This window comes from Salinibacter pepae (assembly GCF_947077775.1).
In the GTDB taxonomy this organism is placed as follows: domain Bacteria; phylum Bacteroidota; class Rhodothermia; order Rhodothermales; family Salinibacteraceae; genus Salinibacter; species Salinibacter pepae.
This window is the reverse complement of the sequence record NZ_CAMTTE010000001.1, coordinates 2,766,600-2,790,514: the sequence shown is the minus strand read 5'-3', so window position 1 is coordinate 2,790,514 and position 23,915 is coordinate 2,766,600. Positions and strand designations below refer to the sequence as shown.

General features: G+C 68.0%; 21 protein-coding genes. 11 read left to right on the top strand and 10 right to left on the bottom strand.

The annotated features are described in order from the left end of the window. Positions 1-93: 93 nt before the first annotated feature. Together OJA40_RS11635 and OJA40_RS11630 are read right to left on the bottom strand one after the other, a co-directional pair. Positions 94-2,469: a penicillin-binding protein 1A gene (locus OJA40_RS11635; protein ID WP_208426349.1), complete on the bottom strand. Its 2,376-nt coding sequence runs from the start codon at positions 2,467-2,469 to the stop codon at positions 94-96. A gap of 51 nt (positions 2,470-2,520) precedes the next feature. Next, positions 2,521-3,276 (bottom strand): UDP-2,3-diacylglucosamine diphosphatase, encoded by a 756-nt coding sequence (locus tag OJA40_RS11630; protein ID WP_208426350.1) that lies wholly within the window; start codon positions 3,274-3,276, stop codon positions 2,521-2,523. Between the two features lie 150 nt (positions 3,277-3,426). Between OJA40_RS11630 and OJA40_RS11625 the strand changes: the two genes are divergently transcribed. The 3 genes from OJA40_RS11625 (at position 3,427) to ispG (ending at position 6,694) form a co-directional block, all read left to right on the top strand. Further along, positions 3,427-4,092: a rhomboid family intramembrane serine protease gene (locus tag OJA40_RS11625; RefSeq protein WP_263808934.1), complete on the top strand. Its 666-nt coding sequence runs from the start codon at positions 3,427-3,429 to the stop codon at positions 4,090-4,092. Positions 4,093-4,442: 350 nt separating this feature from the next. Continuing rightward, complete coding sequence (locus tag OJA40_RS11620; RefSeq protein ID WP_263810744.1) at positions 4,443-5,369, top strand: rhomboid family protein; 927 nt, start codon at positions 4,443-4,445, stop codon at positions 5,367-5,369. A 128-nt stretch (positions 5,370-5,497) separates the two neighbouring features. Continuing rightward, entirely contained in the window at positions 5,498-6,694 is a 1,197-nt protein-coding gene (gene ispG / locus OJA40_RS11615) for a flavodoxin-dependent (E)-4-hydroxy-3-methylbut-2-enyl-diphosphate synthase (protein ID WP_208426353.1), read from the top strand. 79 nt (positions 6,695-6,773) lie between these two features. On the opposite strand, the gene OJA40_RS11610 is transcribed toward ispG, so the two are convergent. From OJA40_RS11610 to OJA40_RS11600, 3 genes are all read right to left on the bottom strand, one after another. Further along, complete coding sequence (locus OJA40_RS11610) at positions 6,774-7,724, bottom strand: L-lactate dehydrogenase (protein WP_208426354.1); 951 nt, start codon at positions 7,722-7,724, stop codon at positions 6,774-6,776. 45 nt (positions 7,725-7,769) lie between these two features. Next, complete coding sequence (locus OJA40_RS11605; RefSeq protein ID WP_263810743.1) at positions 7,770-8,609, bottom strand: phage tail protein; 840 nt, start codon at positions 8,607-8,609, stop codon at positions 7,770-7,772. Between the two features lie 135 nt (positions 8,610-8,744). Further along, entirely contained in the window at positions 8,745-9,590 is an 846-nt protein-coding gene (locus OJA40_RS11600; protein ID WP_208426356.1) for a universal stress protein, read from the bottom strand. Positions 9,591-9,833: 243 nt separating this feature from the next. Between OJA40_RS11600 and OJA40_RS11595 the strand changes: the two genes are divergently transcribed. From OJA40_RS11595 to OJA40_RS11585, 3 genes are all read left to right on the top strand, one after another. After that, positions 9,834-11,207, top strand: a complete 1,374-nt coding sequence (locus OJA40_RS11595) for a sensor histidine kinase (protein ID WP_237701908.1) — start codon at positions 9,834-9,836, stop codon at positions 11,205-11,207. 195 nt (positions 11,208-11,402) lie between these two features. Then, positions 11,403-12,056, top strand: a complete 654-nt coding sequence (locus OJA40_RS11590; RefSeq protein ID WP_011403448.1) for a response regulator — start codon at positions 11,403-11,405, stop codon at positions 12,054-12,056. A 44-nt stretch (positions 12,057-12,100) separates the two neighbouring features. Next, positions 12,101-13,042 (top strand): universal stress protein, encoded by a 942-nt coding sequence (locus OJA40_RS11585; RefSeq protein ID WP_013061282.1) that lies wholly within the window; start codon positions 12,101-12,103, stop codon positions 13,040-13,042. An 87-nt stretch (positions 13,043-13,129) separates the two neighbouring features. On the opposite strand, the gene OJA40_RS11580 is transcribed toward OJA40_RS11585, so the two are convergent. Continuing rightward, on the bottom strand, positions 13,130-13,423 hold the full coding sequence (locus tag OJA40_RS11580; protein WP_013061281.1) for a hypothetical protein: 294 nt from the start codon (positions 13,421-13,423) through the stop codon (positions 13,130-13,132). Between the two features lie 225 nt (positions 13,424-13,648). Between OJA40_RS11580 and OJA40_RS11575 the strand changes: the two genes are divergently transcribed. After that, the gene (locus OJA40_RS11575) at positions 13,649-13,948 is read left to right on the top strand and encodes a putative quinol monooxygenase (RefSeq protein ID WP_013061280.1); all 300 of its coding nucleotides are present in this window, start codon (positions 13,649-13,651) and stop codon (positions 13,946-13,948) included. A 175-nt stretch (positions 13,949-14,123) separates the two neighbouring features. Here OJA40_RS11575 and aroA read toward each other — a convergent pair whose 3' ends face one another. Both aroA and add read right to left on the bottom strand, forming a co-directional pair. Continuing rightward, positions 14,124-15,416 carry a 3-phosphoshikimate 1-carboxyvinyltransferase gene (gene aroA / locus OJA40_RS11570; RefSeq protein ID WP_251942033.1) on the bottom strand — a complete coding sequence of 431 codons (1,293 nt, stop codon included), beginning with the start codon at positions 15,414-15,416 and terminating at the stop codon, positions 14,124-14,126. A 317-nt stretch (positions 15,417-15,733) separates the two neighbouring features. Next, positions 15,734-16,723, bottom strand: coding sequence for an adenosine deaminase (add, locus tag OJA40_RS11565; RefSeq protein ID WP_263810741.1), 990 nt, complete (start codon positions 16,721-16,723; stop codon positions 15,734-15,736). A 398-nt stretch (positions 16,724-17,121) separates the two neighbouring features. Here add and tatA point away from each other — a divergent pair, with 398 nt between their 5' ends. The 4 genes from tatA to OJA40_RS11545 all read left to right on the top strand — a co-directional run bounded on the left by tatA (position 17,122) and on the right by OJA40_RS11545 (position 21,731). Continuing rightward, positions 17,122-17,484, top strand: a complete 363-nt coding sequence (gene tatA, locus OJA40_RS11560; protein WP_208427473.1) for a Sec-independent protein translocase subunit TatA/TatB — start codon at positions 17,122-17,124, stop codon at positions 17,482-17,484. A 91-nt stretch (positions 17,485-17,575) separates the two neighbouring features. Next, on the top strand, positions 17,576-19,129 hold the full coding sequence (locus OJA40_RS11555) for an amidase family protein (protein ID WP_208427474.1): 1,554 nt from the start codon (positions 17,576-17,578) through the stop codon (positions 19,127-19,129). A 174-nt stretch (positions 19,130-19,303) separates the two neighbouring features. After that, on the top strand, positions 19,304-20,170 hold the full coding sequence (gene sucD, locus OJA40_RS11550) for a succinate--CoA ligase subunit alpha (RefSeq protein ID WP_208427475.1): 867 nt from the start codon (positions 19,304-19,306) through the stop codon (positions 20,168-20,170). Positions 20,171-20,390: 220 nt separating this feature from the next. Next, positions 20,391-21,731: an NAD(P)-dependent oxidoreductase gene (locus OJA40_RS11545; RefSeq protein WP_239498334.1), complete on the top strand. Its 1,341-nt coding sequence runs from the start codon at positions 20,391-20,393 to the stop codon at positions 21,729-21,731. Positions 21,732-21,859: 128 nt separating this feature from the next. On the opposite strand, the gene OJA40_RS11540 is transcribed toward OJA40_RS11545, so the two are convergent. Beyond that, a complete protein-coding gene (locus OJA40_RS11540) occupies positions 21,860-22,357 on the bottom strand; it encodes a DUF4920 domain-containing protein (protein ID WP_251942034.1) in 498 nt (165 codons plus the stop codon). Positions 22,358-22,807: 450 nt separating this feature from the next. Further along, positions 22,808-23,791, bottom strand: coding sequence for a YpdA family putative bacillithiol disulfide reductase (locus OJA40_RS11535; RefSeq protein ID WP_011403438.1), 984 nt, complete (start codon positions 23,789-23,791; stop codon positions 22,808-22,810). Positions 23,792-23,915: the final 124 nt, after the last annotated feature.

The window sequence follows — 23,915 nt, the reverse complement described above, 5'->3', positions numbered from 1 at the left end:
GTCCGGACGGAATTGCTTGACGCTGCCCGAATCACAAGGGGGGACCGGAAACCGCCCCTTCAAAAATCGCAACTCGAAATTCGCCCGCGATTCCTACCACCCGACGCGCCCGCCGTTCGGGCTGCCGGTGGTGTCCTCCGGGGCGCCGTAGCCCTCCACCAGCGGGAACGACGTGTTTGCGAGCGACACCGTGTCCGACTCGGTGATGCGCCGGTAGTAGTCGCCGACGAGGAAGAGCGCGGTGTGCGCCCCCTGCCCCCAGAAGCCCGTCCGGAAGGTCAGGCGCTGGTCTTCGAAGCCCACCCAGGAGCCGCTCACCAATTCGGGGTGCATGAGCATGAACCACGTGTCCGCCGCCCGGTCGGTGGTCCCCGTTTTTCCGCCCAGATCGTACTCCCCAAGGTCGAACTGCGTGCGGATGCGCACGCCGGTGCCATAGTCGATCACCCCCCGCATCATGTCGACGACCGTGTAGGCCGTCCGCTTGGAGAGTGCCTCTCGGGGGCTCGACGACGACTCCCAGAGCACATTGCCGTACCGGTCTTCGACCCGCGTGATGGCGACCGGCTCGTTGTAGAGCCCACCGTTCGCCAGGGTGCTATAGCCCGCGGCCATGTCGAGCAGCCGCACGTTGCTGGTGCCGAGCGCGATGGACGGAACCGCCTTCAGGGTTTCGTCCGGAATGCCCATTCGGCGGGCGTACGTGGTGACCGTCTGCGGGTTCAGGTCGAGCGCGAGCCGGGCCGTGATCGTGTTTTTGGAGTTGGCCAGCCCCTGGCTCAGGGTCAGCATCTCCCCGGAGGACTCTCCGTCGTAGTTCTGGGGGGACCACGTCGTGTCCGCCCCCGCGTCTTTCCAGGTAAACGTGCTGTCGAGGAGCGTGTCGTAGGGGGAGTAGCCGTTGTCGATGGCGGCGGTGTAAGTGAACGGCTTAAACGTCGACCCCGGCTGCCGCCGGGCGGTCCCGACCTTGTCGTACTTTTCGGTTTCGAAGTCGCGCCCCCCCACCCACACCTTTACGTGTCCGTTCCGGGGGTCGAGGGAAACAAGCCCCGCCCCCAGGCGGCTCTTCGCCGCCTTCAGCGAGTCGAGAAACGACGGGGCGTCGCGGAGCCGGTCCACCGCCGCCTTCGGCCCCCTCCCGCGGGCCCGAAGCGTGTCGTAGCGGGTCGTCTGGCGGATGAAGTCGTTCAGGACCTCGGGGTTGGACGCCCAGAAGTGGGCGAACGGCTCGTAGTCCTCCCCGGGCGTCAGCGACCGGTAGTCCTCCAGCGAGCTGCTGTAGAGGCCGGGCGAGGGCTCGCTCCACTGGTAGCCCACCACCTTCTGGAGCGCGGTCATGTTGTGCTCCACCGACGCTCGGGCCAGCTTTTGCAGCTTGGAGTCGAGGGTCGTGTATACCCGCAGCCCGTCGCCGTAAATGTCGCGGCCGTGGAGGGGATGGTCGCTGTATTCCTCGTCCGTGGCCCAGTCCGAGAGGGTGGTGCGCACGTGCTCGGCAAAGTACGGGGCGAGGCTCGCAGAGAGGCGGGAGGAGTGATAGTCGGCCCGGACCGGGTCGTCGACGTGGTCGCGGTAGTAGGCGGCGCTGATGGCGCCCTGCTCCCGCATCAGCCGCAGGACCACGTTGCGCCGTTGCTTCGCGTGTTGCGGGTTTCGCACCGGGTTGTAGTAGGTGGTCGCCCGCAGCATCCCGACCAGGGTGGCGGCCTGGAGGGGATCGAGCCGCGCGGCGCGCCGCCCAAAATACGTCCGGGCTGCGGACTCGATGCCGTACACGTTTCCCCCAAAGCTCACGGTATTGAGGTACATCTCCAGGATCTCCCGCTTCGTGTAGCGCCGCTCCAGCTCCACGGCCGTCACCATTTCTCGGACCTTGCGCGGAATGGTGACGGCCCGCCCCACCGCTTCGTTGTACAGGTTGCGCGCGAGCTGCTGCGTGATGGTCGACGCCCCCCGAAAGTTGCCGGTCAGGATGTCGGCCACCGCGGCCACGATGGCCTGCGGGTCCACGCCCCAGTGCTGGTAAAACCGCTGGTCCTCCGTCGCGATGAGCGCGTCGGTGACGTGGGACGAGATGCTGTCGTAGGGGGCCCAGGAGCGGTTCTGGCGGGCGTACCGGGCCAGCTCTTCGCCGTCGGCCGTGTAGGCGATGGTGGCCAGCTGCATGGTGGGGTCTTCCAGGCGCTCGGTCGACGGGATGTCGTCGGTCAGGGTCCAGACGTACGTACCGCCTGCCAGCACCCCAATTGCCAGCATCCCTGTGAGGACGGAGAGCACAGCGGCGGCCTGGGCCGCCCACGGGTCCGCGATCCGGCGGTGAAAGAAGCCCCGGAAGCCGGTGGTGGGACGCCCGTGTCCGTCTTCTTCGTCCCCCGACGCGCCCTCCCCCGGTCGATTGCCCTCCCGGGCGGACCGGTCACGGAAGTACTGATCGAGCTCTTCGTCGGAATAGGACCACTCAGACATGGACCAGCGGGCCGGTACAAAAGAACAGGCGAACGGGGCCGGTGCGCCCCGTCACGACGGAACGGATTCAATGCCCTGAGCGCGCGTGCCGTTCCAGTGCTGGAGGCGCAGCCCCGCCTCGTCCAAACGGGCAAAGGTCCGTCGTTCGTACCAGTTGCCGGTGTTGAGATACACCCCGTCCGGGCCGCGGTCCAGGGCCGGTTCGTGGCCGTGCCCCAGCACGACCCCGTCCAGCGCCTCGTGCCGAAGGAGCCTGTGGGCTTGCGTTCGGAGGCGGGCCGGCGTGGCCGCGTCCGTCGCGTCCGGGTCGTGGAGCCGCCGGCTCACCCAGCGCGCCAGGCCAAGCCCGATGTCCGCGGGCAGCAGCGCCCGGTAGAGCCGCACCGGCACCGGGTGGCGGAGCAGGGCCCGCACCCAGGAGCGCGGCGGGTCGGTCGCCGCCAGGCCGTCGCCGTGCGCGAGGTGGAGGCGTCGCCCGAAGTGGGTCGCCTCGATCGAGTCGGGAACGAGCGTGACCCCCAACTCCTCCGAGAAGTGGTCCTGGTGCCACGGATCGTGGTTGCCGAGCAGGTACGTCACCGGAATGCCCCGATCGGTCCAGCGCGCAAGCAGGCCCTGGAACCGAACGAACCCTTTCGGGACAAGGTGGCGGTATTCGATGTACCCGTCAAACACGTCGCCTAGCAGGTACAGGTGGTCGATGGCCGACGCGTGGGCCTTCAGGCACTCGACGAGCGCCGCCTCCTTCGTCCGCTCCGCCGAGCGGGCCCCGCGCCCAAAGTGCATGTCGGAAACAAAGAGAACCACGGGACCGAACAGGCAGGCGACGAGTGACGCGATGGTGATGGGACCCGGCCCCCGCCGCCCGAACGCACGGCCCCGCAGGCTGTACGATTGTTGACTGGATCCGCACTGCCGTGCGGTTTTCTCCCCCTCCGAACAAGACGTTCGTATCGCATGCCGCAACGCACCCAGTACCGGCCGCCCACTCGGGTCTCGGTGATGCCGCCGGTGATTAAGAACCTCCTCATCCTCAACGGCCTGTTTTTCCTGGCCCAGTTTGTGGCGGCCGAGACGCTGGCGCGGTCCTCAATGCTGGCGAGCGTGCTGGACCTCATGCCCCTCTACCCGCCCGGCACCGCCGGTCCCGACTTCTGGCCCTGGCAGTTGGTGTCCTACGGCTTCCTGCACGGGAGCTTTGGGCACCTGTTCTTCAATATGTTCGCCCTCTGGATGTTTGGGGTTCAGGTCGAAAACCGCTGGGGCTCGCAGCGATTCGTGTTTTTCTACTTCGCGTGCGTCATCGGCGCCGCCCTCACCCACCTCGCGTTCGTGAGCGCGCCGATCCCGACGGTGGGGGCCTCGGGCGGGGTGTACGGCATCCTGCTGGCCTTCGGCATGATGTTTCCGAATCAGCCAATCTACATCTGGTTTCTGTTTCCGATCAAGGCCAAGTGGCTCGTCGCCGGGTTTGGGGCACTGGAGCTCTACTCGGCGGTCACGGGCACACAGGCGGGGGTGGCCAACTTTGCCCACCTCGGCGGCATGGTGATTGGTTTTCTCCTCATCCAGTACTGGCGGGGCAAGCTGCCGGTACAGCCGGATCGGGTAATGCGGTGGTAAGGGGATCCAGGGGACAACTGGCCGTATCGAGGTCGACTCAGTCTCCGACCGTACGCCTCCTTCGACGGTCGAACCGGGAGGCGTGACGTAATGCGGGAGACGTGAGCTTTCAGAATCGCGCATCACTCCTCACGCATCACGCTGTCCAACGACGCCAAATCCAACAACGCCAAATATGAGGAACGTGACGATCGCCCACCGAACGCAAACCGGCCGATCGGGACCGTCCCCCGAGCAAACCTTGCCCTCACTCCGCGGTATAAGGCGGTGTATTTAGGAAACGGCACGTCCAGAACGGCGCCATTTTCTCGTTTTGCCTTTGATTGGGGTCAACAGCCCAGCCATCGACCGTGTACGACTTCAAGACGTGGTACTACCAGCAGCCGGCGGCGCTGCGCACCATCATCACGATTAACGTCGTGGTGTGGGTCGCTCTGCAGTTCCTCAACCTGTGGAGCACCGGGCTCATGTTCGTCCGGTCGCACCTGGCGCTGCACCCGGTGTTTCCGGACATCCTGCTGGAGCCCTGGCAGCTGGTGACGTACAGCTTCATGCACACCGGGCTGTTCCACATCGGGATCAACATGCTCCTGCTCTTCTGGGTGGGGCGCGAGTTTGAGCGGATGCACGGCTCGGACCAGTTCTGGAGCGTCTACCTCACGACGGCCGTCGGCGGCGCGCTCATCTGTCTGCTCCTGAGCCCGATCGCGCCCAGCATTTCGGGCGGGATGCAGGGCGGGCGGAGCATTCCGGTGCTGGGGGCCTCCGCCTCGGTGCTCGGTGTCTTGACAACCGTGGCGATCCTGTACCCGTACAAGCAGATCCGACTGCTCTTCTTTGGGGTCGTGCCCCTCCTGTGGGTCGTCATTGGGTTTTTGGGCATCGACGCGTTGATGGCGCTGCGCCCCGGCGGCAACACGGCCGTCGCGGCCCACTGGGGCGGCGCCCTTACCGGCTTCCTCTACGCCAAGAACCAGCAGGGCGCCCTCGGGACGCTGCCCGGAATTGGCGTCCTGTTTCGGGGCCGCTCCTCCCGCCGCTCCGGCTCCGGACTGCTTGACCGCGTCACGGGCTGGTTCCAGTCCTCGTCCTCTTCGGGCTCTTCTTCCTCAGGCTCCGCCCCCGCTCAGCGCCCCGGCGACACGAACGGGGCCTCGGCCCCGTCCTCCGGGCATACCAAGGAGGTGGACCGCATCCTCGACAAAATCAGTGAGGAGGGGTACGACGCGCTCAGTGAGGAGGAAAAGCGGATTCTGTACGAGGCCAGCGAGTCGTGACGGCCCAGAAGCACGGGACGCCCCTCACGCACCGGTCGTGGGGCCCCGACACGGGGCCCCGGATACGGCATCCATTCTTGCCCTCTCTGCCTTCACACCCCCTTTCGTCACTAAGTTCGCCCCGGTCTATGGAACGTCCTCGTCGCTCGTCCCGCCCCGTTCAGGTTGGTGATGTCCAAATCGGAGGCGGGGCGCCGATCTCCGTACAAACCATGACCGTCTCGAAGACGCACGAGGTGGAGACGACCCTCGAAGAAATTGAGCGGGTGGCGGACGCGGGCGCCGACATCGTGCGCGTGGCCGTGCCCCGTCCCGAAGACGCCGACGCGCTCGACGACATCGTGCAGGGGGCGCCCGTGCCCGTCGTGGCCGACATTCACTTCAACTACCAGTACGCCCTCAAGGCCATCGAGGCGGGCATCCACAAGGTGCGCATCAACCCCGGCAACATCGGGAAGCGCGAGTGGGAGCGCGAGGTGCTGGAGGCCGCCAAGGAGGCCGGCGTTCCGATCCGGATTGGCGTCAACTCCGGCTCCCTGGAAGAGGACATCCTCGACAAGCACGGCTACCCCAAGCCGCAGGCCCTCTTCGAGAGCGCGATGCGCCACGTGGAGGTGTGCAGGCGCAACGACTTCGAGGACATCGTCATCTCGGTGAAGCACTCCGACCCCTACATGATGATTCAGGCCTACCGCAAGGTGGCCGAGGAGACGGACTACCCGCTGCACCTGGGCGTCACAGAGAGCGGCAGTCTCGACACCGGCACGGTCAAGAGCTCCATCGGCATCGGCTCGCTGCTGGCCGACGGCATCGGCGACACGATTCGCGTCTCCCTCGCCGCCGACCCGGTGGAGGAGGTGAAGGTGGGCCACCGCATCCTCAAGTCGCTCGGCATCGGGCGGCCCGGCGTCAACATCATCGCGTGCCCCACCTGCGGGCGGCTCGTGGGCGATCTCTTCTCGGTCGTGGAAGAGGTAGAAGAGGCCGTGGCCGAGAAGAGCTTCGACAAGAACCTCGACGTGGCCCTCATGGGCTGCGCCGTCAACGGCCCGGGGGAGGCCGAAGGGGCCGACCTCGGCGTCTCTCTGGGACGGGGCCGCGCGCACTTCTTCAAGCACGGCGAGGTGGTGGACACCGTCCCGGAAGACGAAATCGTGGACACCGTCCTGGAGGCCATCGAGAACTGGGACGAGGAGGACGAGTCGGGCGACGAGGCCCCCGCTACGGGCGCCACCGGAGACGGCGCCCCGACAGGCGACGAGGCCGCCGACGAAGACGCCGCGGAGGCGACCGGCGTCACCAAGCCGGACCTTCCGACGTCGTAGATCCCGGACGTCGTAGATCCCGGACGTCGTAGATTCCGGGCGTCGTCGCTCCTCGCCCCGGCGCGCCCGCCGGATGCCCCTACGTCCCCACCGTCAAGTCGGCACGGCTGTCGCGAAGGGCCTGTGCGGAATCGCGAAGGGCCTGTCGCTCCTCGTCGCTGAGCCCCGGGTCCACGCGCTTCTCCATGCCCTCCAGCCCCACGACGCACGGGACGCTCAGGCACACGTCGTCGATGCCGTACGCGCCGTCGGGGCGCGTGCTGACGGGCAGCACGTTCTGCTGATCCTCGAGCACGGCACGGACGATGCGGGCAATGACGAGGCCGATGGCCGTGTCCGTGTGGCCCTTCCGGTCGATGATTTCGTAGGCCGCGTCGCGCGCCTGCTCGAAGATCGACTGCATCGCCGCCTCCTCCCACTCCTTCCCCAGCACGGTCTCCCCGCGGATCTTCTGGCCCCCAATCGTGGCGTTGCTCCAGATGGGCACCTCGGAGTCGCCGTGCTCCCCGAGGATGTACGCGTGCACCGAGCGCGGGTCCACGCCGTAGTGCCGCCCGAGCAGCGCCCGGAAGCGGGCCGTGTCCAGCAGCGTACCGGTGCCCAGGATGCGCCGGTTCGGCCGGCTGCTCAGCTCCTGGCAGATGTAGGTGAGCACGTCGACGGGGTTCGTCGCCACCACGAGGATGGCGTTCGGCGCGTGCTTGTCGAGTTGGATGATAATCTCGCGGAAGATTTCCGCGTTGCGTTGCAGCAGCCCGAGCCGCGTCTCGTCCGGCGACTGCTGGCTTGCCCCCGCCGAGAGGACGATGATTTGGGCATTGCTGAGGGCCGCGTACTCGACCGCGCGGCACGTGATGCCCCCCACCAGTTGCTGGCCGTGCATCAGGTCCATGGCCTCCCCCTCGGCCCGGCGGGTGTCCTGGTCGAGAAGCAGGATTTCACTGGCGAGGCTCTGGTTGAACATGGCGTAGGCGGCCGCGGTGCCGACGTTGCCGGTGCCGACGATGCCGACGGTGCGTCGCTGAATCATGGAACGAACGGGCGGTGTGGGGACGAATCGAGACCCCTCGCCGCACTACCCGGCGAGGATGATGAGTGCAATGGTGGCGAGGAAGCTCAGCACGGCAAACAGCGACACAGTGAGCGAGAGGGTCGTGCTCGTTCGTGCCTGTGTGGCCGGCCCCGCGATCCGGGCCCCCGCCCGCGGGGTTTCGCCCTCGGGCGCACGCTCCTCGTCCGCCGCCGGCGCAACGACGAACGGCACCGGATCGCTCCAGGGCCCGGGCTCGGCCACGCGGAAGAGCGGGCGCACACGCCATCGAAACGACGTGCCCGTTCCGGACAACATGTCGTAGAGGGTCACCGACGTGGTCTGGTCAACCGTACAGTCGACGACCGGGTCCTCAGGGGCGTCGGCCGGCGCCACCTGAAGCTGGTACCCAGTGGCCTCCGGCACGGCCTCCCACGTAAACGGAACGGCGCTCTGGTCGAGCGGGGGGGTCTGGTTGCTCGTGGGGTGGAGCGGCACCGGCGGCGCCTCCACCCGGACCGTGCCCGCCGCGGACTCCAGCCCCGCGGACGGGGCCGCAAAGCGGGCCGGCCCGCTCCAGTCGGACCGGGCCTCGTCCGCCCGCTCCGCCCGCACGCGCCAACAGGCCGTGGCGTCCGCGTCCGGGAGCACGGCCCCGAGCGACACGGCGGTGCCGCGATCCATGATCTCGTCGTAGTGGACGGCCTCGAAGGCCTCCGTGCGTGCGATCTGGACCCGATAGCGGGTCGCGTCGGGCACCGGCGTCCAGTCGAACAGTGGCGTGTCGGTGTCGACCGGGCGGCCCGCTACGGGCTGGGTGGGACACGGCGCCGGAAGCGTCGCGGGGGGCGATTCCTGATCCGGGGTGGGGGGAGACGGAGGCATGAATGGGGAAACCGATGCAGAAGGGCGGCGAGCGGGAGCAGTCCCGATGTGAGCAGTCCCAATGTAAGGAAGACGGCCGACGGCGTCCATCCCGGGCAGCGAGGCACAACCGTGCGGCCCCCGCTTCCGATGCGGCTACGCCGCGTCGTCGGGCGGGCCGAGGAGCGATGGGCCGGAGGCTCGTACCAGGAACAGGGGACGGGTCACCCGCCCCAGCACGCGCGCCCCAACCGGCCCAAGCGGGCCCTCTTCCGCGTCGCTGCCGTGGGCGGAGAGCACCATCAAGTCCACGTCGCCCTGGTTCGCAAAGCGGCTAATCTGATCCGCGGCGGCGCCACGCATGATGTGAGACTGCACCTGTACGCCCGCCGCCTCGCCTTCCTGCAGGAAGGCGCGGAGCCGGCGGCGCCCGCGCCGCTCCGACAGCGTCGTCGCCCCCAACGAAAGGCGATCCGTCGGCGTCAGGGCCACGTACGGGACGGACTCGATCACGTGCAGGACATCGATGGCGGCGTCGTACAGGCGGGCCAGCGCCACGGCGTGCCGGAAGGCGCGGAGGGCGGGGGCGGACAGGTCGGTGGGGACGAGGAGACGCTGAACGACGTCCGGGTCGTCCTGGCGCTCCACGACGAAAACGGGACGGTCGAGGCGCCGGGTGAGGGCCCGGGTCAGGTCGGTGGCAAGCGGCGGAACCGGCCCGCGGTCGAGCGGGGTGTCGGCCACCACGAGGTCGATGTCCGCGTCCCCCACGTACTGGAGCACCGCCGTCACGGAGCGGGGGTGTGTTTCGACGACGTGCGCCGGCACCGCCGCCTCTGCCCCGGAGCCCGGATCCGCCCCCGTCGGGCCGGCGCCGGCCCGGCCGGACGGGCGGGGCATCACGTGCAGCGTCGCCCCGGTGCGACGGGCCAGATGCGCGGCCTGTGTGCCAGCCGCCGACGTGGACGACCCCAGACACAGAATGTGGGCGGCGTGGAGCATTGCGGGCCGGGACGGGTGACGAGAAGGCGCTGCCGCCAACAAAGGCGGACGCGACGAACTCTGCTCCGCAAAAAGCATTAGTAAAAAGCGTCTCGTGGATTGCTTCGTCGGTCCGGCAGCCGCTCCATTCCGTCGTAGGAGCTTCCAGAGAGCGACCGTGGGGGCACGCCCCACGTCCCCGGCACCACGCCACGCCGCCTCGTTGCTCTCGGTGCCTCTATGCTTCGCCCCCTGTTCGCCCGCATGCCCCTCCCTTCGCGACGTATTCCCCTCTACGTCGGCCTCGGCCTGCTGTCCGGGGCGTTCTTTCTCCTGGACTGGATGCTCCCGATGGGGGCGACCGTGGAGATGCTTCAGGTCGCGGTCATTCTGCTGACCCTCTTTCTCGAAGGGCGGGGCCCCACGATCGGATTTGGCCTCCTGACGACGGCGTTCGTCGGGCTCGGGTGCGCCCTTGAGTTCGCGGCCTCCGTCCCCGCCGAGGCGCTCATGGAGCGCGGCCTGGTGCTGGCCGGCCTCTGGACCGCAGTGGCGGTGGTGCTCCGCTACAAGCGCGTGCGCCAGGCCCAGCGCGAGAGCGAGGCGAAGGCCCAGGCCATCCTCGAAACGACGGTCGACGGCATCATCACGATCGACGCGGACGGGGAGATCGAGTCGTTCAACGAAGCCGCCGAGGACATCTTCGGGTACGACGCCGAAGAGGTGATCGGGAAGAACGTGAAGGTGCTCATGCCGCCCCCGTACCGCGACGAGCACGACGAGTACCTTCGGAACTACCACGAGACCGGGCGCAAGCGCATCATCGGCATTGGACGAGAGGTATGGGGCCGTCGCAAGGACGGATCCACCTTCCCGATGGACCTGGCCGTGAGCGAAGTGGAATTGGGCGATCGAATCCTCTTCACCGGCATCGTGCGCGACATTAGCGAGCGGCGCCGGCTCGAGAAGGAAATCCTGGAGATCAGCGAAGAGGAGCGCCGCCGCATTGGACAGGACCTGCACGACGGCCTCGGGCAGATGCTGACCGGCATCGGCCTGCTGAGTCAGGACCTGGCCCGGCAGCTGGAGGAGGAGGGCCACGAGCGCGCCGCGGACATGGCCGAGATCACCGACCACGTCAAGGAGGCCGACCAGTACGCCCGCGACCTGTCGCACGGCCTCATTCCGGTGGACGTGGAGGCCAACGGCCTGACCGAGGCCCTGCGCCGCCTGTCCCAGAATGCCGTGCGGATGTTCAACGTGGCGTGTTCGTTCCGGGAGGTCGACACCGTTCTCGTCCACAACAACACCGTTGCGACGCACCTTTACCGCATCGCCCAGGAGGCCGTGAGCAACGCCGTGCGCCACGGCGAGGCCGACAACATCAAGGTCATTCTCGCCTCCGGCGACGAGCAGATCCGCCTTCAGGTGCGGGACGACGGCACCGGCTTCGATCCCGGCGTGTCGGACGGGTCCGGGATGGGGGTCCACATCATGCAGTACCGCGCCCGCATCATCGGAGGGGGCCTCGAGATCACGAGCGACCCCGGAGACGGAACGGTGGTGACCTGCACGATCCCCCGAACGGCCGATGTGCCCGTGGACGAGGCCTCGTCCCCCGTGCCGGCCGAGTCGTAAAGCACGTCGGGACGTGCCACCGTCGGGCGATCCCCCACAGGGGGAGACGACGGGCGCCCGGTACAGACGCCCGGCCCGCCTCGGTACTTTCTGTTTCCCGCAACACACGTTATCCTGTCTGGTGACCGCACGAGGCCATCTGGATCGGAGCCGGGATGCACGTTTTCTTCTTTTGCCGCCACACCGCGCCCTCCCATGGAAGACATCGCCCTGGTTGACGACCATCCGCTTCTGCGAAAGGGCCTGGCCCGCACCATCGAGGCGGAGGCCGACCTCAACGTGGCCGGCCAGATGGACAGCGCCGAGGAGGCCCTCAGCGAGATCGAGGACCTGGCCCCCGACCTCGTCATCGTGGACATTTCCCTGCCCGGCATGAGCGGGATGGAGCTCATCAAGCACCTCCAATCGCGGGTGCCCGACGTGCAGATTCTTGTCGTCTCGCGACACGACGAGACCCTCTACGCCGAGCGCTGCATCCGGGCCGGGGCGCGGGGCTACGTAATGAAGCAGGAGGCCGGCGACGACATTGTGCAGGCCATCCGGAAGGTGCTCAACGACCGCATCTTCGTCAGCGAAGAGATCAACGAGCGACTGCTACAGAGCATGGCCGAGGGCGGGCGCGAGCGCATCATGCAGTCGCCGCTCGAGGTGCTGAGCGACCGCGAACTGGAGGTGTTTGAGCTGACGGGCCAGGGCCTCTCGACGCGCGAAATCGCCGAGCGGCTCCACCTGTCCGTCAAGACCGTCGAGTCGTACCGGGCCCGGATCAAGAACAAGCTCAACCTCGACTCCGCCAACGAGCTCATGAAGCACGCCGTGCAGTGGGTGGAAAGCGAAGAGAGCACGTAACCTCGTTCCCTCACCGTTTCGTCTCTGATTCTGTCCCCCTTCCGATGCTCAACATTGACACCATTCTATTCCCGACCGACTTCTCCTCGGTGGCCGAGGACGCATTCGCCCACGCCGCGCACCTGGCGCTGCGGTCCGGCGCTACGATCTGCGTGTTCAACGTGGTGACGCCGGACGACGGGGACGCGTCCAACCCCATGGACTTCTTGCCGGTGACCCCCGTGGAGGGGGGCGCGGTCGACGACGCGGCCCCCCAGCGCGTGGAGGTCCAAACCGTGACGCAGGAGCGTGGCACGGTGCCGGTCGTGTACGCCCAGACGGACAGCACCTCGCCCGAGACGGCGATCGTGGAGCAGGCCACCGAGCACGACATGGACCTCGTGGTGATGGGCACCCACGGCCGGCAGGGCATGGACCGTCTGCTGAGCGGGAGCGTGGCCGAAGAGGTGGTGCGCCAGGCGCCCTGCCCGGTGTTTACGGTCCTCGCGGACGACGAGGACGCCCCCGCCCGAACGCCGATCGACCGCGTGCTCGTGCCTGTCGACCTGTCGGAGCAGTCGCCCCTCGTGGTGGACCACGCCACGGCCCTGGCGGACGCCTACGGCGCGTCGATCGACCTCCTGCACGTGGTCGAAGAGGCGACCTTCCCGACCGCGTACGGCATCGATCCGCTCGCTCCCTCCCAGCCCGACGTGCAGGAGCGGGCCCGCGAGGCCCTCGAGGCGCTGGCGGCGGACCTCGGCGACGTCGACGCGCCAATCGACACGCACGTGCTCGCCGGCTACGCCGCCCGCGACATCGTGGATTTCGCCGCGGACCACGCCGCCGACCTGGTCGTGATGGCGACGCACGGCCGCACGGGGCTCCAGCGCTTCCTCATCGGGAGCGTGGCGGAGAAGGTGACACGAAGCGCCTCCTGCCCTGTCTTCACCGTGAAAAGCTTCGGGAAGTCGCTCGTCCCGTCCCGAGACGGCGAGGACGCGTAGCGCGGGCCGGCTTCCGGCCTTGTCGGGGGGACCGCGGGGGCGCCCAGTCGGCCCGGCCGCCCCTCCCTGCCCGAACGCGCCCCTTCACTACTCCCAGAGCCGCCCCCACACTCCTCGTGCGCGGCGGAATAGAGACCGAGCGTGGCCACGCATCCGCGACGCGAGCGGCCCGAGGGCCTCAGCGAGCCGCCCGCGCAACTCTTCGCTCGCCAGCACCAGCCGCGCTCGTCGCCAGGCCACACTGTCCCGAAACTGCCGCGCCACCTCCTCCTCCGACATGGATTCCGGCAGGTAAAGGGCCCGACGGACCCGACGGGCGACCTTCGCCTCCCGGTCGGTGAGAGAACGGGGACCGTTCGGGCCGGAGAAAGGGGGCCTCATGGTCGGAGGGATTATTTGCAGATGCACGACATGACCGCGCGGCGGACAGGTATACTGTGGCCCCAAAGACGTTCAGCGGGCCCTGCCGACAGCCTCAAGATATTGGGGGATGGTAACGCTTGCGGGGAGACACTGCCACGGCCCGAGAATTACAGAAAGCAGACCTGGCGGCACTGCCAGTACCAGTTTTCTTGCCCCTTTCCCCAATCCGGTTCCATCCCCACCATGGCCAACGAACAGAAATCGCTCCTCGCTCGCCTGCACGCAAAGCCCGACAAGGTGGAGGAGGTCCGCACCTTCCTTGAGGACGCCCTTCCGCTCGCCGAGGACGAAGAGAAGACCGTCTCCTGGTACGCCCTCCAGATCGACGACACCACCTTCGGCATCTTCGACACCTTCGCGGGCGAAGAGGGCCGACAGGCACACCTCGACGGCGACATTGCTGCGGCCCTGATGGAGCACGCCGACGAGCTTCTCGAGGAGCCGCCCCAGATCGAGCACGTAGATGTCCTGGCGGCCAAGTAGCGCAGGTTGCGGGCCGGCCCCCGGCGGCGGACGGCCGTAGTCGGCACGGGCCGCCGGGGCCCACCCCTCGATCGTGTGTGCGGGGCTGGCAACCGACGCATCGCCGCGGGCATCCTTCGTGCTCCGCGTTTCCCTCCAGACACGGCCCCTTCTCCGAGGCCACCCGGACGTGCCCCTAGGACACCGACACGCGCGAGAGTTCGTCCCAGAAGCCCGGAAACGACACGCGGGCGCACTCGGCGTCCGAGATGGTGGTGGTGCCGTGCGCCACGAGGCCGGCCACGCCCATTGCCATGGCAATGCGGTGGTCATCGTGGCTCGTCACCGCGGCCCCCAACAGATTGGGGCCGTTGCCGTCGATGATAAGGCCGTCCTCTCGCTCCTGCACCTTCGCCCCCAGCGCCTCCAGGTTCTGCGCCATCGCGTGGAGGCGGTCGGTCTCCTTCACGCGCAGCTCCTCCGCGTCCCGAATCTCAGTGCGCCCCTCCGCGCAGGCCGCGGCCACGGCGATGACGGGAATCTCGTCGATGAGATTGGGGATGAGACGCCCCCCGATGTCGATGCCGGAGAGCGACGCGGAGCGGACGGTGATGTCGCCCACCGGCTCGCTGCCCTGCACGCGCTCGTTCTCAACCGTAATGTCGGCCCCCATCCCGTCCAGCACGTCGAGCAGGGCCGTGCGCGACGGGTTGAGGCCCACGTCGTCGAGGTGCAGCTCGCTGTCGGGCACCAGCGTGCCAGCCACCAGGAAGAAGGCCGCCCCCGAGAAATCGCCGGGCACCGACCAGTCGACGGCCGGCACGGTGTGGTCCTCCTCCACGATGATGTGCCGTTCGCCGCCCACCTCCTGCACCTCCAGGCCCAGCATGCGCTCGGTGTGGTCGCGCGAGGGGGTCGTCTCGATCACAACGGTGCGCCCCGACGCGTACAGCCCGGCGAGCAGCACGCACGACTTGACCTGGGCCGAGGCCACCGGCAGCCGGTACTCGAGGGGCCGCAGTCCGTCCGAACGCTGCGGGCGGATGCGGATGGGCGCGTGTCCACTTCGTAGGTCAATCCGTGCCCCCATGGCCTGCAGGGGGTCGGCGATGCGCTCCATCGGCCGCTGCTGCAGGGACTCGTCCCCGGTCAGGACGCTCCCAAACTCCTGGCCGGCCATCATGCCCGAGAGCAGGCGCATGGTGGTGCCGGAGTTTCCACAGTCGAGCGGCTCGCTCGGCGGGTGCAGCCCCCCGAGCCCGCGGCCGTGGATCGCGAGCACGCCCTCGTCGTTCCGGCTGGCCTCGATTCCGAGGGTACGCACACAGTCGAGGGTCGACTGCGGATCGGCCGAGTCGGGAAAGTTGTACACCCGCGAGCGCCCCGTCCCGAGCGCCGACAGGAGGGCGGAGCGGTGCGAGATCGACTTGTCGGCGGGCAGGGACACGGTGCCGCGCAGGGAGGCGGCCTGATCGATCGTCTGAACCATGGGCGGTGGGGATGATTGGCGAGAAGTGAAGAGGACTCTGACAAGCCAAACTGGACTCGTTGGGGGAGCGCCTCGTTCGGCTCGGCGCGGGGACGCGGAGAACAGGGGACGGGGAGAATGGAGGACGCGACCTCACCGCGTCTCCGTGTCCCCTTTTTCCATATCTATTCGATCAAATTAGCTTGGGGCATGATAGGAATCAGACCTCCCAGGATCGAACCAGATGACAGGCCGAGCCGTCGTCGTCCAGCTCTTTCACATTCTTCCCCTCTCCTACACTCCCTCTCTCCCGTTCGCCCGTTTCCCCACACCCGAAACTACCACAGCGGCGTCTCGGCGGTCTCCGCCAGCGGAAAGTCGTCCGTCACGGACCGGAGCAGGTCCTGCTTCTGCTGGTGCGGCAGGAACGCGTACCGGAACCCGTTGAGGGCAATCTCGCGGAGATGGCGCGCCTCCAGGTTGCAGTGCTGGTGCACGCGCCAGAGCTCTTTCGTCACCGAGGTGCGGCTGAAGAGCCGATTGTCGGTGTTGACGGTGACCGGAATGTTGGACCGCACGTACGTTTCGATGGGGTGGGCCTCCAGGCTCGGCACCGCCTGCGTGTCCACGTTGCTGGTCGGGCAGATTTCGAGCGGGATGCGGTGGTCGGCAAAGTACTGCATGAGCTCCGGGTCCTTCCGCAGCGAGATGCCGTGCCCGATGCGGTGCGCCCCGCAGTAGAAGAGCGCCTGGCGGATGGAGTCGGGGCCCCAGGCCTCCCCGGCGTGGATCGTGAGGTTGAGGAGGTTGTTGCGGGCCCGGTAGAACGCGTGGAGGTGTCCCTTCGGCGGATTCCCCGCCTCGCCCCCCGCCAGGTCAAACGCCACGACCCCTTCGTGCTGATACTCGACGGCCAGCTCCGCCAGCCGCATCGACGCACTCTCGAACCGATCCCGAAGGCCGCAGACGATGAGGGAGGTCGTAATGTCGAAGTCCGCCTCCGCCCGCCGGAGCCCCTCGATCACCGCGTCGTTCACGGCCTCGAGGGACAGGTCCGACTCGACGTGAAGGATGGGCGAATACCGCACCTCCAGGTACCGGACGTTCTCCGCCGCGTTGTCCGCCGCCAGCTCGTAGGCCGTCCGCCGGAGCGCCGCTTCGGTCTGGAGCAGCGGAATCGTGTAGTCGAACCAGGCGAGGTACGCCTCCAGGGTACCGGACGCTTCCACCTGCCGGAGCTCGTCGCGGAGCCCGGCCACGCTGTCGGCGGGGAGCACACTCATTTTGCCCTGCTGCTGCGCCAGGTCGAGCATCGTCTCCAGCCGCACCGAGCCGTCGAGGTGGCAGTGCAGTTCGGCCTTCGGCCAGCTCCGAATGTCGTCTTGGGTAAGCGTCGCGGCGTCGGGGGCGGGGGGAAGACATCGGCATGGGGGGGCGCATCACGAAGAACACACGAGCATCGCCGGGGCCCGAGCGGGCGGTCAGGGGCACATGGCGAAAAAAGTTTTCCACCGATACATGCCCGCACGGGGGGCTGTTTCGGGAACCGCGTTCATCTTTGCGGAGGCCACACAAGCTGGAACCCCCATTCCCCCGCCTCGTTTGCCTCGCGTCCGGCTACAGGTGCCAGTTTTGGCGCTGTCGGTCGTGTCTGCCCGCCTCGAGGCAGCTGACAAGCCGGAACGCGCGTGCTCTCTTTCTTCCCACCAAGCCCTCCACGATTCCCATGGGCGGCATCGGCTTTCCCGAACTGATTATCATCTTCCTGGTCCTACTGCTCGTGTTCGGGGCGAAGCGGATCCCCGAAATTGCGCGCGGCATCGGCAAGGGCATCCGGGAGTTCAAGAGCGCGACGAACGAGATCTCCCGCGAGATTGAGAACGAGGGGCAGGGGCGTCAGATCAACGAGCCGCAGGCCCCGCAGCAGGGCGCCCCCCAGCCCCGTCAGGGCCAACAGCAACGTCCCCAGGGACAGCCCCAGGGCCGTCCCTCGGAGCCGGCCGCCGAGGAGCCGGCGGACGGCGGCTCGCCGTCTTCAGGCGCCGCCGAGTCGAACGCCCAGGGGCAGGAGAAGGAGCAGCCCTCCTAGCGGCCCCCGGCTCGCTGGAGCCGGGCCTCGTCCACGTCCCGTCCCCTCTCTTCGCTGCGCCCCCCTCTCCGCAGAGTTTTCCCGTCTACGCATGGAGTACCCGACATTTACCGATGCCCGTCGCGCCCTCGACGCCGGAGAGACCAGCTGTGAAGCCCTGGTCTCTTCTTTTTTGGAGCGGATCGACGCGCGCAACGACGAGATCAACGCGTTCACGAGCGTCGACCAGGACGGCGCCCTGAACCACGCCCGCTACCTCGACAGCCAGCGTGAGCGCGGCAACCCGCGCCCGCTCGCGGGCCTCGTCCTGGCCGTCAAGGACAACATCTGCATCCGCGGCTACCCGGTCAGCTGCGGGTCGAAGATGCTGGCGGATTTCTCGTCGCTCTACGACGCGACGGTCATCGACCGCCTCCGCGACGCCGGCGCCATCTTCATCGGCAAGACGAACTGCGACGAGTTTGCGATGGGCTCGTCGAACGAAACGTCCCACTTCGGCCCGGTGCGCAACCCGCACGCCTCCGAGTACGTGCCGGGCGGGTCGTCCGGCGGGTCGGCCGCGGCGGTGGCCGCCGGCCTGTGCCACGCCGCCCTCGGCAGCGACACGGGCGGGTCGGTGCGCCAGCCCGCCGCCTTCTGCGGCACCGTGGGCCTGAAGCCCACCTACGGCCGCGTCAGCCGCTCCGGCCTCGTCGCGTTCGCGTCGTCGCTCGACGTGATCGGCCCGTTGACCCGCAGCGCGGAGGACGCGGCGACCATCCTCAACGTGATCGCGGGCGAGGACGAGCGCGACGCGACCAGCGCCCCGGTCGACGTGCCCGACTACACGGCGGCGCTGGGCGACGGCGTGGAGGGGCTCCGCCTCGGCCTTCCGAAAGAGTATTTCGCCGAGGGGCTCGACGACGACATCCGCCGCATGGTGCGCGAGCAGGTCGACGCGCTTGAAGACGCCGGCGCGATCGTCGAGGAGGTGTCCCTCCCCCACACCGAGTACGGCGTGGCCACCTACTACCTCGTCGCCACGGCCGAGGCCTCCAGCAACCTCGCCCGCTACGACGGCATCCGCTACGGCCACCGGGCCGACCTGCAGGAGACGAAGCAGGCCCTCCAGGAGCGCCGCGAGGAGTTGAAAGAGGAGCTCGCCACTGCCCGCGCACAGGGCGATGAGGCGCGCGCGGACACCCTCGAAGCCCAACTCGACGACGAGCAGAGCACCCTCGACGCCCTCTACACCCGCACCCGTACCGAGGGCTTCGGCGACGAGGTGAAGCGTCGCATCATGCTCGGCACCTACGCCCTCTCCGCCGGCTACTACGACAAGTACTACGAGAAGGCCCAGCGCGTGCGTACCCTCATCCGCCACGACTTCGAACGGGCCTTCGAGGACGTCGACGCCCTCATCACGCCCACGACACCCACCCCCCCGTTCCGGCTTGGCGAGAAGACCGACGACCCGCTCGAAATGTACCTGAACGACATCTACACCGTCACGGCCAACCTTGCGGGGCTGCCCGGCCTCACGGTACCGATCGGTGAGCACCCCGACACGCCGGGGCTGCCGGTGGGGCTGCAGGTCCTCGGGCCCCACTTCGACGAGGCGCTGCTCCTGCGCGTCGGCGACGCAATCATGAAGAGTGATGCGTGAGAGGAACGGACCGGCGGAAAAGATCACGCGTCACGCTCCGGTTTTGGATGGTTTTTCGTTCCGGTCCCTGGCGCTTTTTGGGGGCGTCCATTAGGCTATAAGCTGTATCTCCGGGTCACTTTCCCGATCCCCCCTTCCACACTCCACACTTCCCACTCCAAACTTCCCGAACGCATGAGCATTCTCGTCGACGACGACACGCGCGTTGTGGTGCAGGGCTTTACGGGCTCGGAAGGCACCTTCCACGCCGAACAGATGATTGATTACGGCACCAACGTGGTGGCGGGGGTCACCCCCGGCAAGGGCGGCCAGACGCACCTGGGCCGGCCCGTCTACAACACCGTCGCCGAGGCGGTGGAGCAGGAAAACGCCAACACGTCCATCATCTTCGTCCCCCCTCCGTTCGCGGCCGACGCCATTCAGGAGTCCGCCGACGCGGGGGCCGAGGTCATCATCTGCATCACGGAGGGGATTCCGGTGGCGGACATGAAGCCCACCTACCAGTACGTCAAGAAGAAGGGCGCCCACCTCATCGGCCCGAACTGCCCGGGCGTCATCACGCCGGGCGCGGCCAAGGTGGGCATCATGCCGGCCATGATTTTTGAGCCCGGCTCCATCGGCATCATCTCGCGCTCCGGGACCCTCACCTACGAGGCCGTCGACCAGATCACGCGGGCCGGCTTCGGCCAAAGCACGGCGGTCGGCATCGGGGGCGACCCGGTGATCGGCACGCGCTTCATCGACGCGCTCGAGCTGTTCGAGGACGACCCCGACACGGACGGCATCGTCCTGATCGGCGAGATCGGCGGCACCGACGAACAGGAGGCCGCCCGCTACGTCCAGGACCACATGGACACGCCCGTCTTCGGCTTCATCGCGGGGCGCACGGCGCCGCCGGGCCGCCGCATGGGCCACGCCGGCGCGATCGTGTCCGGCGGCTCCGGCACGGCCGAGGCCAAGTTCCAGGCGCTCGAAGAGGCCGGCGCGACCGTGGTCAAAAACCCCGCCCTCATCGGCGAGACGGTGCAGGACGTCCTGTAACCCGGTGCGGGGCATGCCGGTTTGCCGACGGCGCCCCCTGCCGTCGCGACGACTGAGGAGCCGCCGCGCCCCCCCGGCCCGGCGGCTTCTTTGTTGTCCCCTCATCCATCCGAAAACGTGGCCCGTTTTTTACGGATGTCCCCTGCACGGAATGGGGGCTTCCGTTGTATCTAGTCGGTCTACGCCCACCCTCCCGCTTCGCGAACCCTCCGTCTACACCATGGAGTCTCTGCAGACGCGCTTCCTCAACGATCATTTCGAAAAGGCCCTGATCTTGGAGGAGCCGGACCCGAGCCTCGACACGCTCCTGCGCGAACAGGGCATCGAGCCGGATCGGGTGCCCAAACCGGAGTGCTACGACCAGGACGCGATGGTCGAGCGGCTGCGCCAGGGCCAGCACGATCTCATCTACAAGCGCAGCAAGTTCGTCGTCGACGAGCACGTGGTACAGGCCTCCGACAACCTGGCGGCCATCATGCTGTGCTGCATCGGCGACGACACCGTCGACAAGCAGGCCTGTGCCGACGAGGGCGTGCTCGTGCTCAACGACCCGGTGAGCAACGGCCGGTCGGTCGTGGAGATGGTGATGGGCGAAATGGTCGTGCTGGCGCGCCGGCTCTACACCGCCAACGAAACGGGACGGCGGCACCTGTGGACGAAGGACAGCACCCGCCGCTACGAGCTGATGGACAAGACCCTCTCCGTCATTGGGCTCGGCAACATCGGCAAGCAGCTGGCCCGCCTGGCCGACGCCTTCGGGATGAACATTCGCTTCTACGACGAGGCGGACGTGGCCCGTGAGGTGGGGACCACTCTGGGCTGGACCTCGTGCTCCAGCCTCGCGGAGGCGTTTCGGAAGGGCGACTTCGTGACGGTGCACGTCTCGGCGGAGGACCCGCAGGGACAGCCCAACAGCGGCCTGCTCGACTACAGCCACTTCCGGCAGCTCGGCGCGGACCGGCCGGACAACAGCCCGCGGGCCTTCATCAACGCGGCCCGCGGCTTTCTGTACGACCCGGCCGACCTGAAGCGGGCCATCGACGAGGATCACGTGCGCGCCGCGGCAGTCGACGTCTTCCCCGAGGAGCCGGGCAGCGCCGACGAGGACTGGACCAACCCGTACGCCGAGATGGACAACGTCTTTACCACCCCCCACATCGGCGCCGCCACGCAGGAGGCCCAGCCCCGCATTGCCTCGCGGATGAGCACCTCCACCCGGCTCCTAAACGAGCAGGGCACCGTCCGCGACACCGTCTTCGGGCAGGGGCACACGATCGGCGTGAACGCCGAACTCCCCCACTGGGTGCTGGCCGTGGTGCACAGCGACGTGCGCGGGACCAAGAAGGCGATCGACGACACCATCTACGAGGCCGGGGCCAGCAACCTCCAGTCGAGCCACCGCGACTTTCCCGACCTCGGCATCGCCTACGACGTAAACGCGATCGACCAGCCCCTGAGCGACGACCAGCTCCGTCAGCTCGTTGAGGCGGCCACGTCGCTTTCCGAAGACCCCCACGCCATTCGGGCCCTCCGCCAGTTCAAGGTGAACGACACGGCGTGAGGCCCACCGGCGGGCCGCCTTTCGACGCGGAGGGGGGGGTGAGGGCCGATCTCCTCTTCCGTCGCGGACGGAGCAACCGGTCAGCGTAGCGAATGCAGCTGCGCCGCAGCACTGCCCGAGACGGGCGGTCAGGCGTCGGGCACCACCCGAATGCCGGTCGCCGCAATCTGCACTTCTCGGGCGCGTGCCGACGAAGCCCCGTCCTCGGCAAGATGGTTCTGCGTGGCGGAGTCAAGCTCGACGGTTCGGAGGGTGCCCGTGACCGTGGCCTCGCCGGCCAGTGTCGTCGGCACCGTGAACTCGTACCCGTCGTCGGTACGCGGCACGAGCACGCGGATCGGCATCGCCGTGCCCGTGTCCAGCGCGAGCCAGCACCCCTTCTTTTGGCACACCGTCGAGATGCGTCCCTGAACTGTCACGGTCGTGTCGGCAAGCCTCGACGGCTTGGCCGCCACCTCCGCCGCCGCCCGCGCCGCCGCCGTATCGACGGACGCCCCGTACGTCTGCACGTCCTGCGCCTGCGCAGCCGCGTCCGGGGGCGACGATGGCTCCGACTGGCAGGCGCCGGCAAGCACGGCGAAGCAAAAGAGGACAGGCAGGGAGCAGAGACGACCCAGCGTAGACATTGCGGTTTTGCGTTTCGGAACGGTGAGGGAGAAGAGATGCGTCCGGGGAGCGTGTGGGCTCGGGGGGCGCTTTCGGCCCGAGCAGAGCGCCCGCGCCGTCGCCTGCGACAAGAGCCGATGCGGGGGATGGGCTCAGGCAACGATGACGCAACCGACCACACAGGGTCAGCAGGAACGGGTTCACACGGGCCGCGCCGGCCCACCGGAGACGCGGCGACTGCCCGATCGGGTTGAGACACGCGCCACGGGCGGCCTTGGACCGCGGGTCTGTGCCCCATCCCGCCGACGGACCGGCCTAGCCCCGAGGAACGCCAGTTCAGGAGCCGTTCGCGCCCCGACAGTCGCTCTCATCGAGCAGGAGTTGCGTGAAGTCGGATGAGGCTCCGGGAACGAAAACCCGGGGCTCGGATCTGAAGCCCCAGCGATGGCTCGGGGGGTATCCCCTCCCCCTTACACCACGGCGGGCTCGGGGTCGAGCGTGGCGGCGATGTGGTCCGTGATCTTCTCGGCGTGGACGCGCCCGTTCTCGATGAACCACCGGCTCGTGTCGCAGCCGCCACAGATGGTCCCGGCGAGGTACAGGCCGTCACGGTTCGTTTCGAACGTGCCCTCCTCGTCGTGCACCGGCGTGCGGGCCTCGTCGTTGCGGATGGCGATGCCGAGCCGCTCCAGGAAGTCGTAGTTCGGCCGGTACCCCGTCATCGCGAGGACGAAGTCGTTGTCGATGGTCTGCGGCCCGTCGGGGGTGTCGAGGTGGAGGGTGTCCGACTCGATGGCCGAGACGGTCGTGTCGAAGTAGGCGTCGATGGAGCCTTCGTCGATCCGGTTTTCCACGTCGGGCCGGAGCCAGTACTTCACCCCGTCGTCGAGCGCCGAGTCGCGCACCACCATCGTCACGTTCGCCTCGTGGCGGTAGCAGTTGAGGGCCGCCTTCACCGCCGAGTTAGCCCCGCCCACGATGGCCACGTCCGTGAGGGCGTACGGGAACGGCTCCTTGAAGTAGTGCCGCACCTTGTCGCGGTCCTCCCCCGGCACGCCCATCTGGTTGGGCACGTCGTAGAAGCCGGTGGCCACCACCACCTTTCGGGCCTCGTACGTGTCGTTCTCGGTCACGACCGTGTAGTGCCCATCCTGCCCCCGCAGGTCCGTCATGGGCTCGTAGAGGCGCAGGTTCAGGTCCTCCGTCGTGGCGACGCGGCGGTAGTAGTCGAGCGCCTCCTCGCGGCGCGGCTTGTAGTCGCGGGTCGGGAACGGGTGCCCTCCAATCTCCAGCGGGCCCGGGGTGGAGAAAAACTCCATCCGGGTGGGGTACCCGATAAACGAGTTGCAGAGCGCGCCCTTTTCGATGAGGAGCGCATCGAGGTCGCGGCGCTTGGCCTCCACGCCACAGGCCAGCCCGACGGGGCCGGCCCCGATAATAATCACGTCACGCATAAGCACCGGAAAATGGGTTCAGAAGATCGACATATTATCTGAACCTGCAGGCGCGGGCGGCAGTTTCGGGGCCTGCGTTGGAGAATGGAAGAATGGGGGAACGAGCCCGGGGCGCCCCAGGACG

Bases quoted from the DNA above. Each gene is read 5' to 3' on its own strand.
- OJA40_RS11635 (WP_208426349.1), bottom strand. From the start codon at position 2,469: ATGTCTGAGTGGTCCTATTCCGACGAAGAGCTCGATCAGTACTTCCGT.
- OJA40_RS11625 (WP_263808934.1), top strand. From the start codon at position 3,427: ATGCCGCAACGCACCCAGTACCGGCCGCCCACTCGGGTCTCGGTGATG.
- ispG (WP_208426353.1), top strand. From the start codon at position 5,498: ATGGAACGTCCTCGTCGCTCGTCCCGCCCCGTTCAGGTTGGTGATGTC.
- OJA40_RS11610 (WP_208426354.1), bottom strand. From the start codon at position 7,724: ATGATTCAGCGACGCACCGTCGGCATCGTCGGCACCGGCAACGTCGGC.
- OJA40_RS11605 (WP_263810743.1), bottom strand. From the start codon at position 8,609: ATGCCTCCGTCTCCCCCCACCCCGGATCAGGAATCGCCCCCCGCGACG.
- OJA40_RS11600 (WP_208426356.1), bottom strand. From the start codon at position 9,590: ATGCTCCACGCCGCCCACATTCTGTGTCTGGGGTCGTCCACGTCGGCG.
- OJA40_RS11595 (WP_237701908.1), top strand. From the start codon at position 9,834: ATGCCCCTCCCTTCGCGACGTATTCCCCTCTACGTCGGCCTCGGCCTG.
- OJA40_RS11590 (WP_011403448.1), top strand. From the start codon at position 11,403: ATGGAAGACATCGCCCTGGTTGACGACCATCCGCTTCTGCGAAAGGGC.
- OJA40_RS11585 (WP_013061282.1), top strand. From the start codon at position 12,101: ATGCTCAACATTGACACCATTCTATTCCCGACCGACTTCTCCTCGGTG.
- OJA40_RS11580 (WP_013061281.1), bottom strand. From the start codon at position 13,423: ATGAGGCCCCCTTTCTCCGGCCCGAACGGTCCCCGTTCTCTCACCGAC.
- OJA40_RS11575 (WP_013061280.1), top strand. From the start codon at position 13,649: ATGGCCAACGAACAGAAATCGCTCCTCGCTCGCCTGCACGCAAAGCCC.
- aroA (WP_251942033.1), bottom strand. From the start codon at position 15,416: ATGGTTCAGACGATCGATCAGGCCGCCTCCCTGCGCGGCACCGTGTCC.
- tatA (WP_208427473.1), top strand. From the start codon at position 17,122: ATGGGCGGCATCGGCTTTCCCGAACTGATTATCATCTTCCTGGTCCTA.
- OJA40_RS11555 (WP_208427474.1), top strand. From the start codon at position 17,576: ATGGAGTACCCGACATTTACCGATGCCCGTCGCGCCCTCGACGCCGGA.
- sucD (WP_208427475.1), top strand. From the start codon at position 19,304: ATGAGCATTCTCGTCGACGACGACACGCGCGTTGTGGTGCAGGGCTTT.
- OJA40_RS11545 (WP_239498334.1), top strand. From the start codon at position 20,391: ATGGAGTCTCTGCAGACGCGCTTCCTCAACGATCATTTCGAAAAGGCC.
- OJA40_RS11540 (WP_251942034.1), bottom strand. From the start codon at position 22,357: ATGTCTACGCTGGGTCGTCTCTGCTCCCTGCCTGTCCTCTTTTGCTTC.
- OJA40_RS11535 (WP_011403438.1), bottom strand. From the start codon at position 23,791: ATGCGTGACGTGATTATTATCGGGGCCGGCCCCGTCGGGCTGGCCTGT.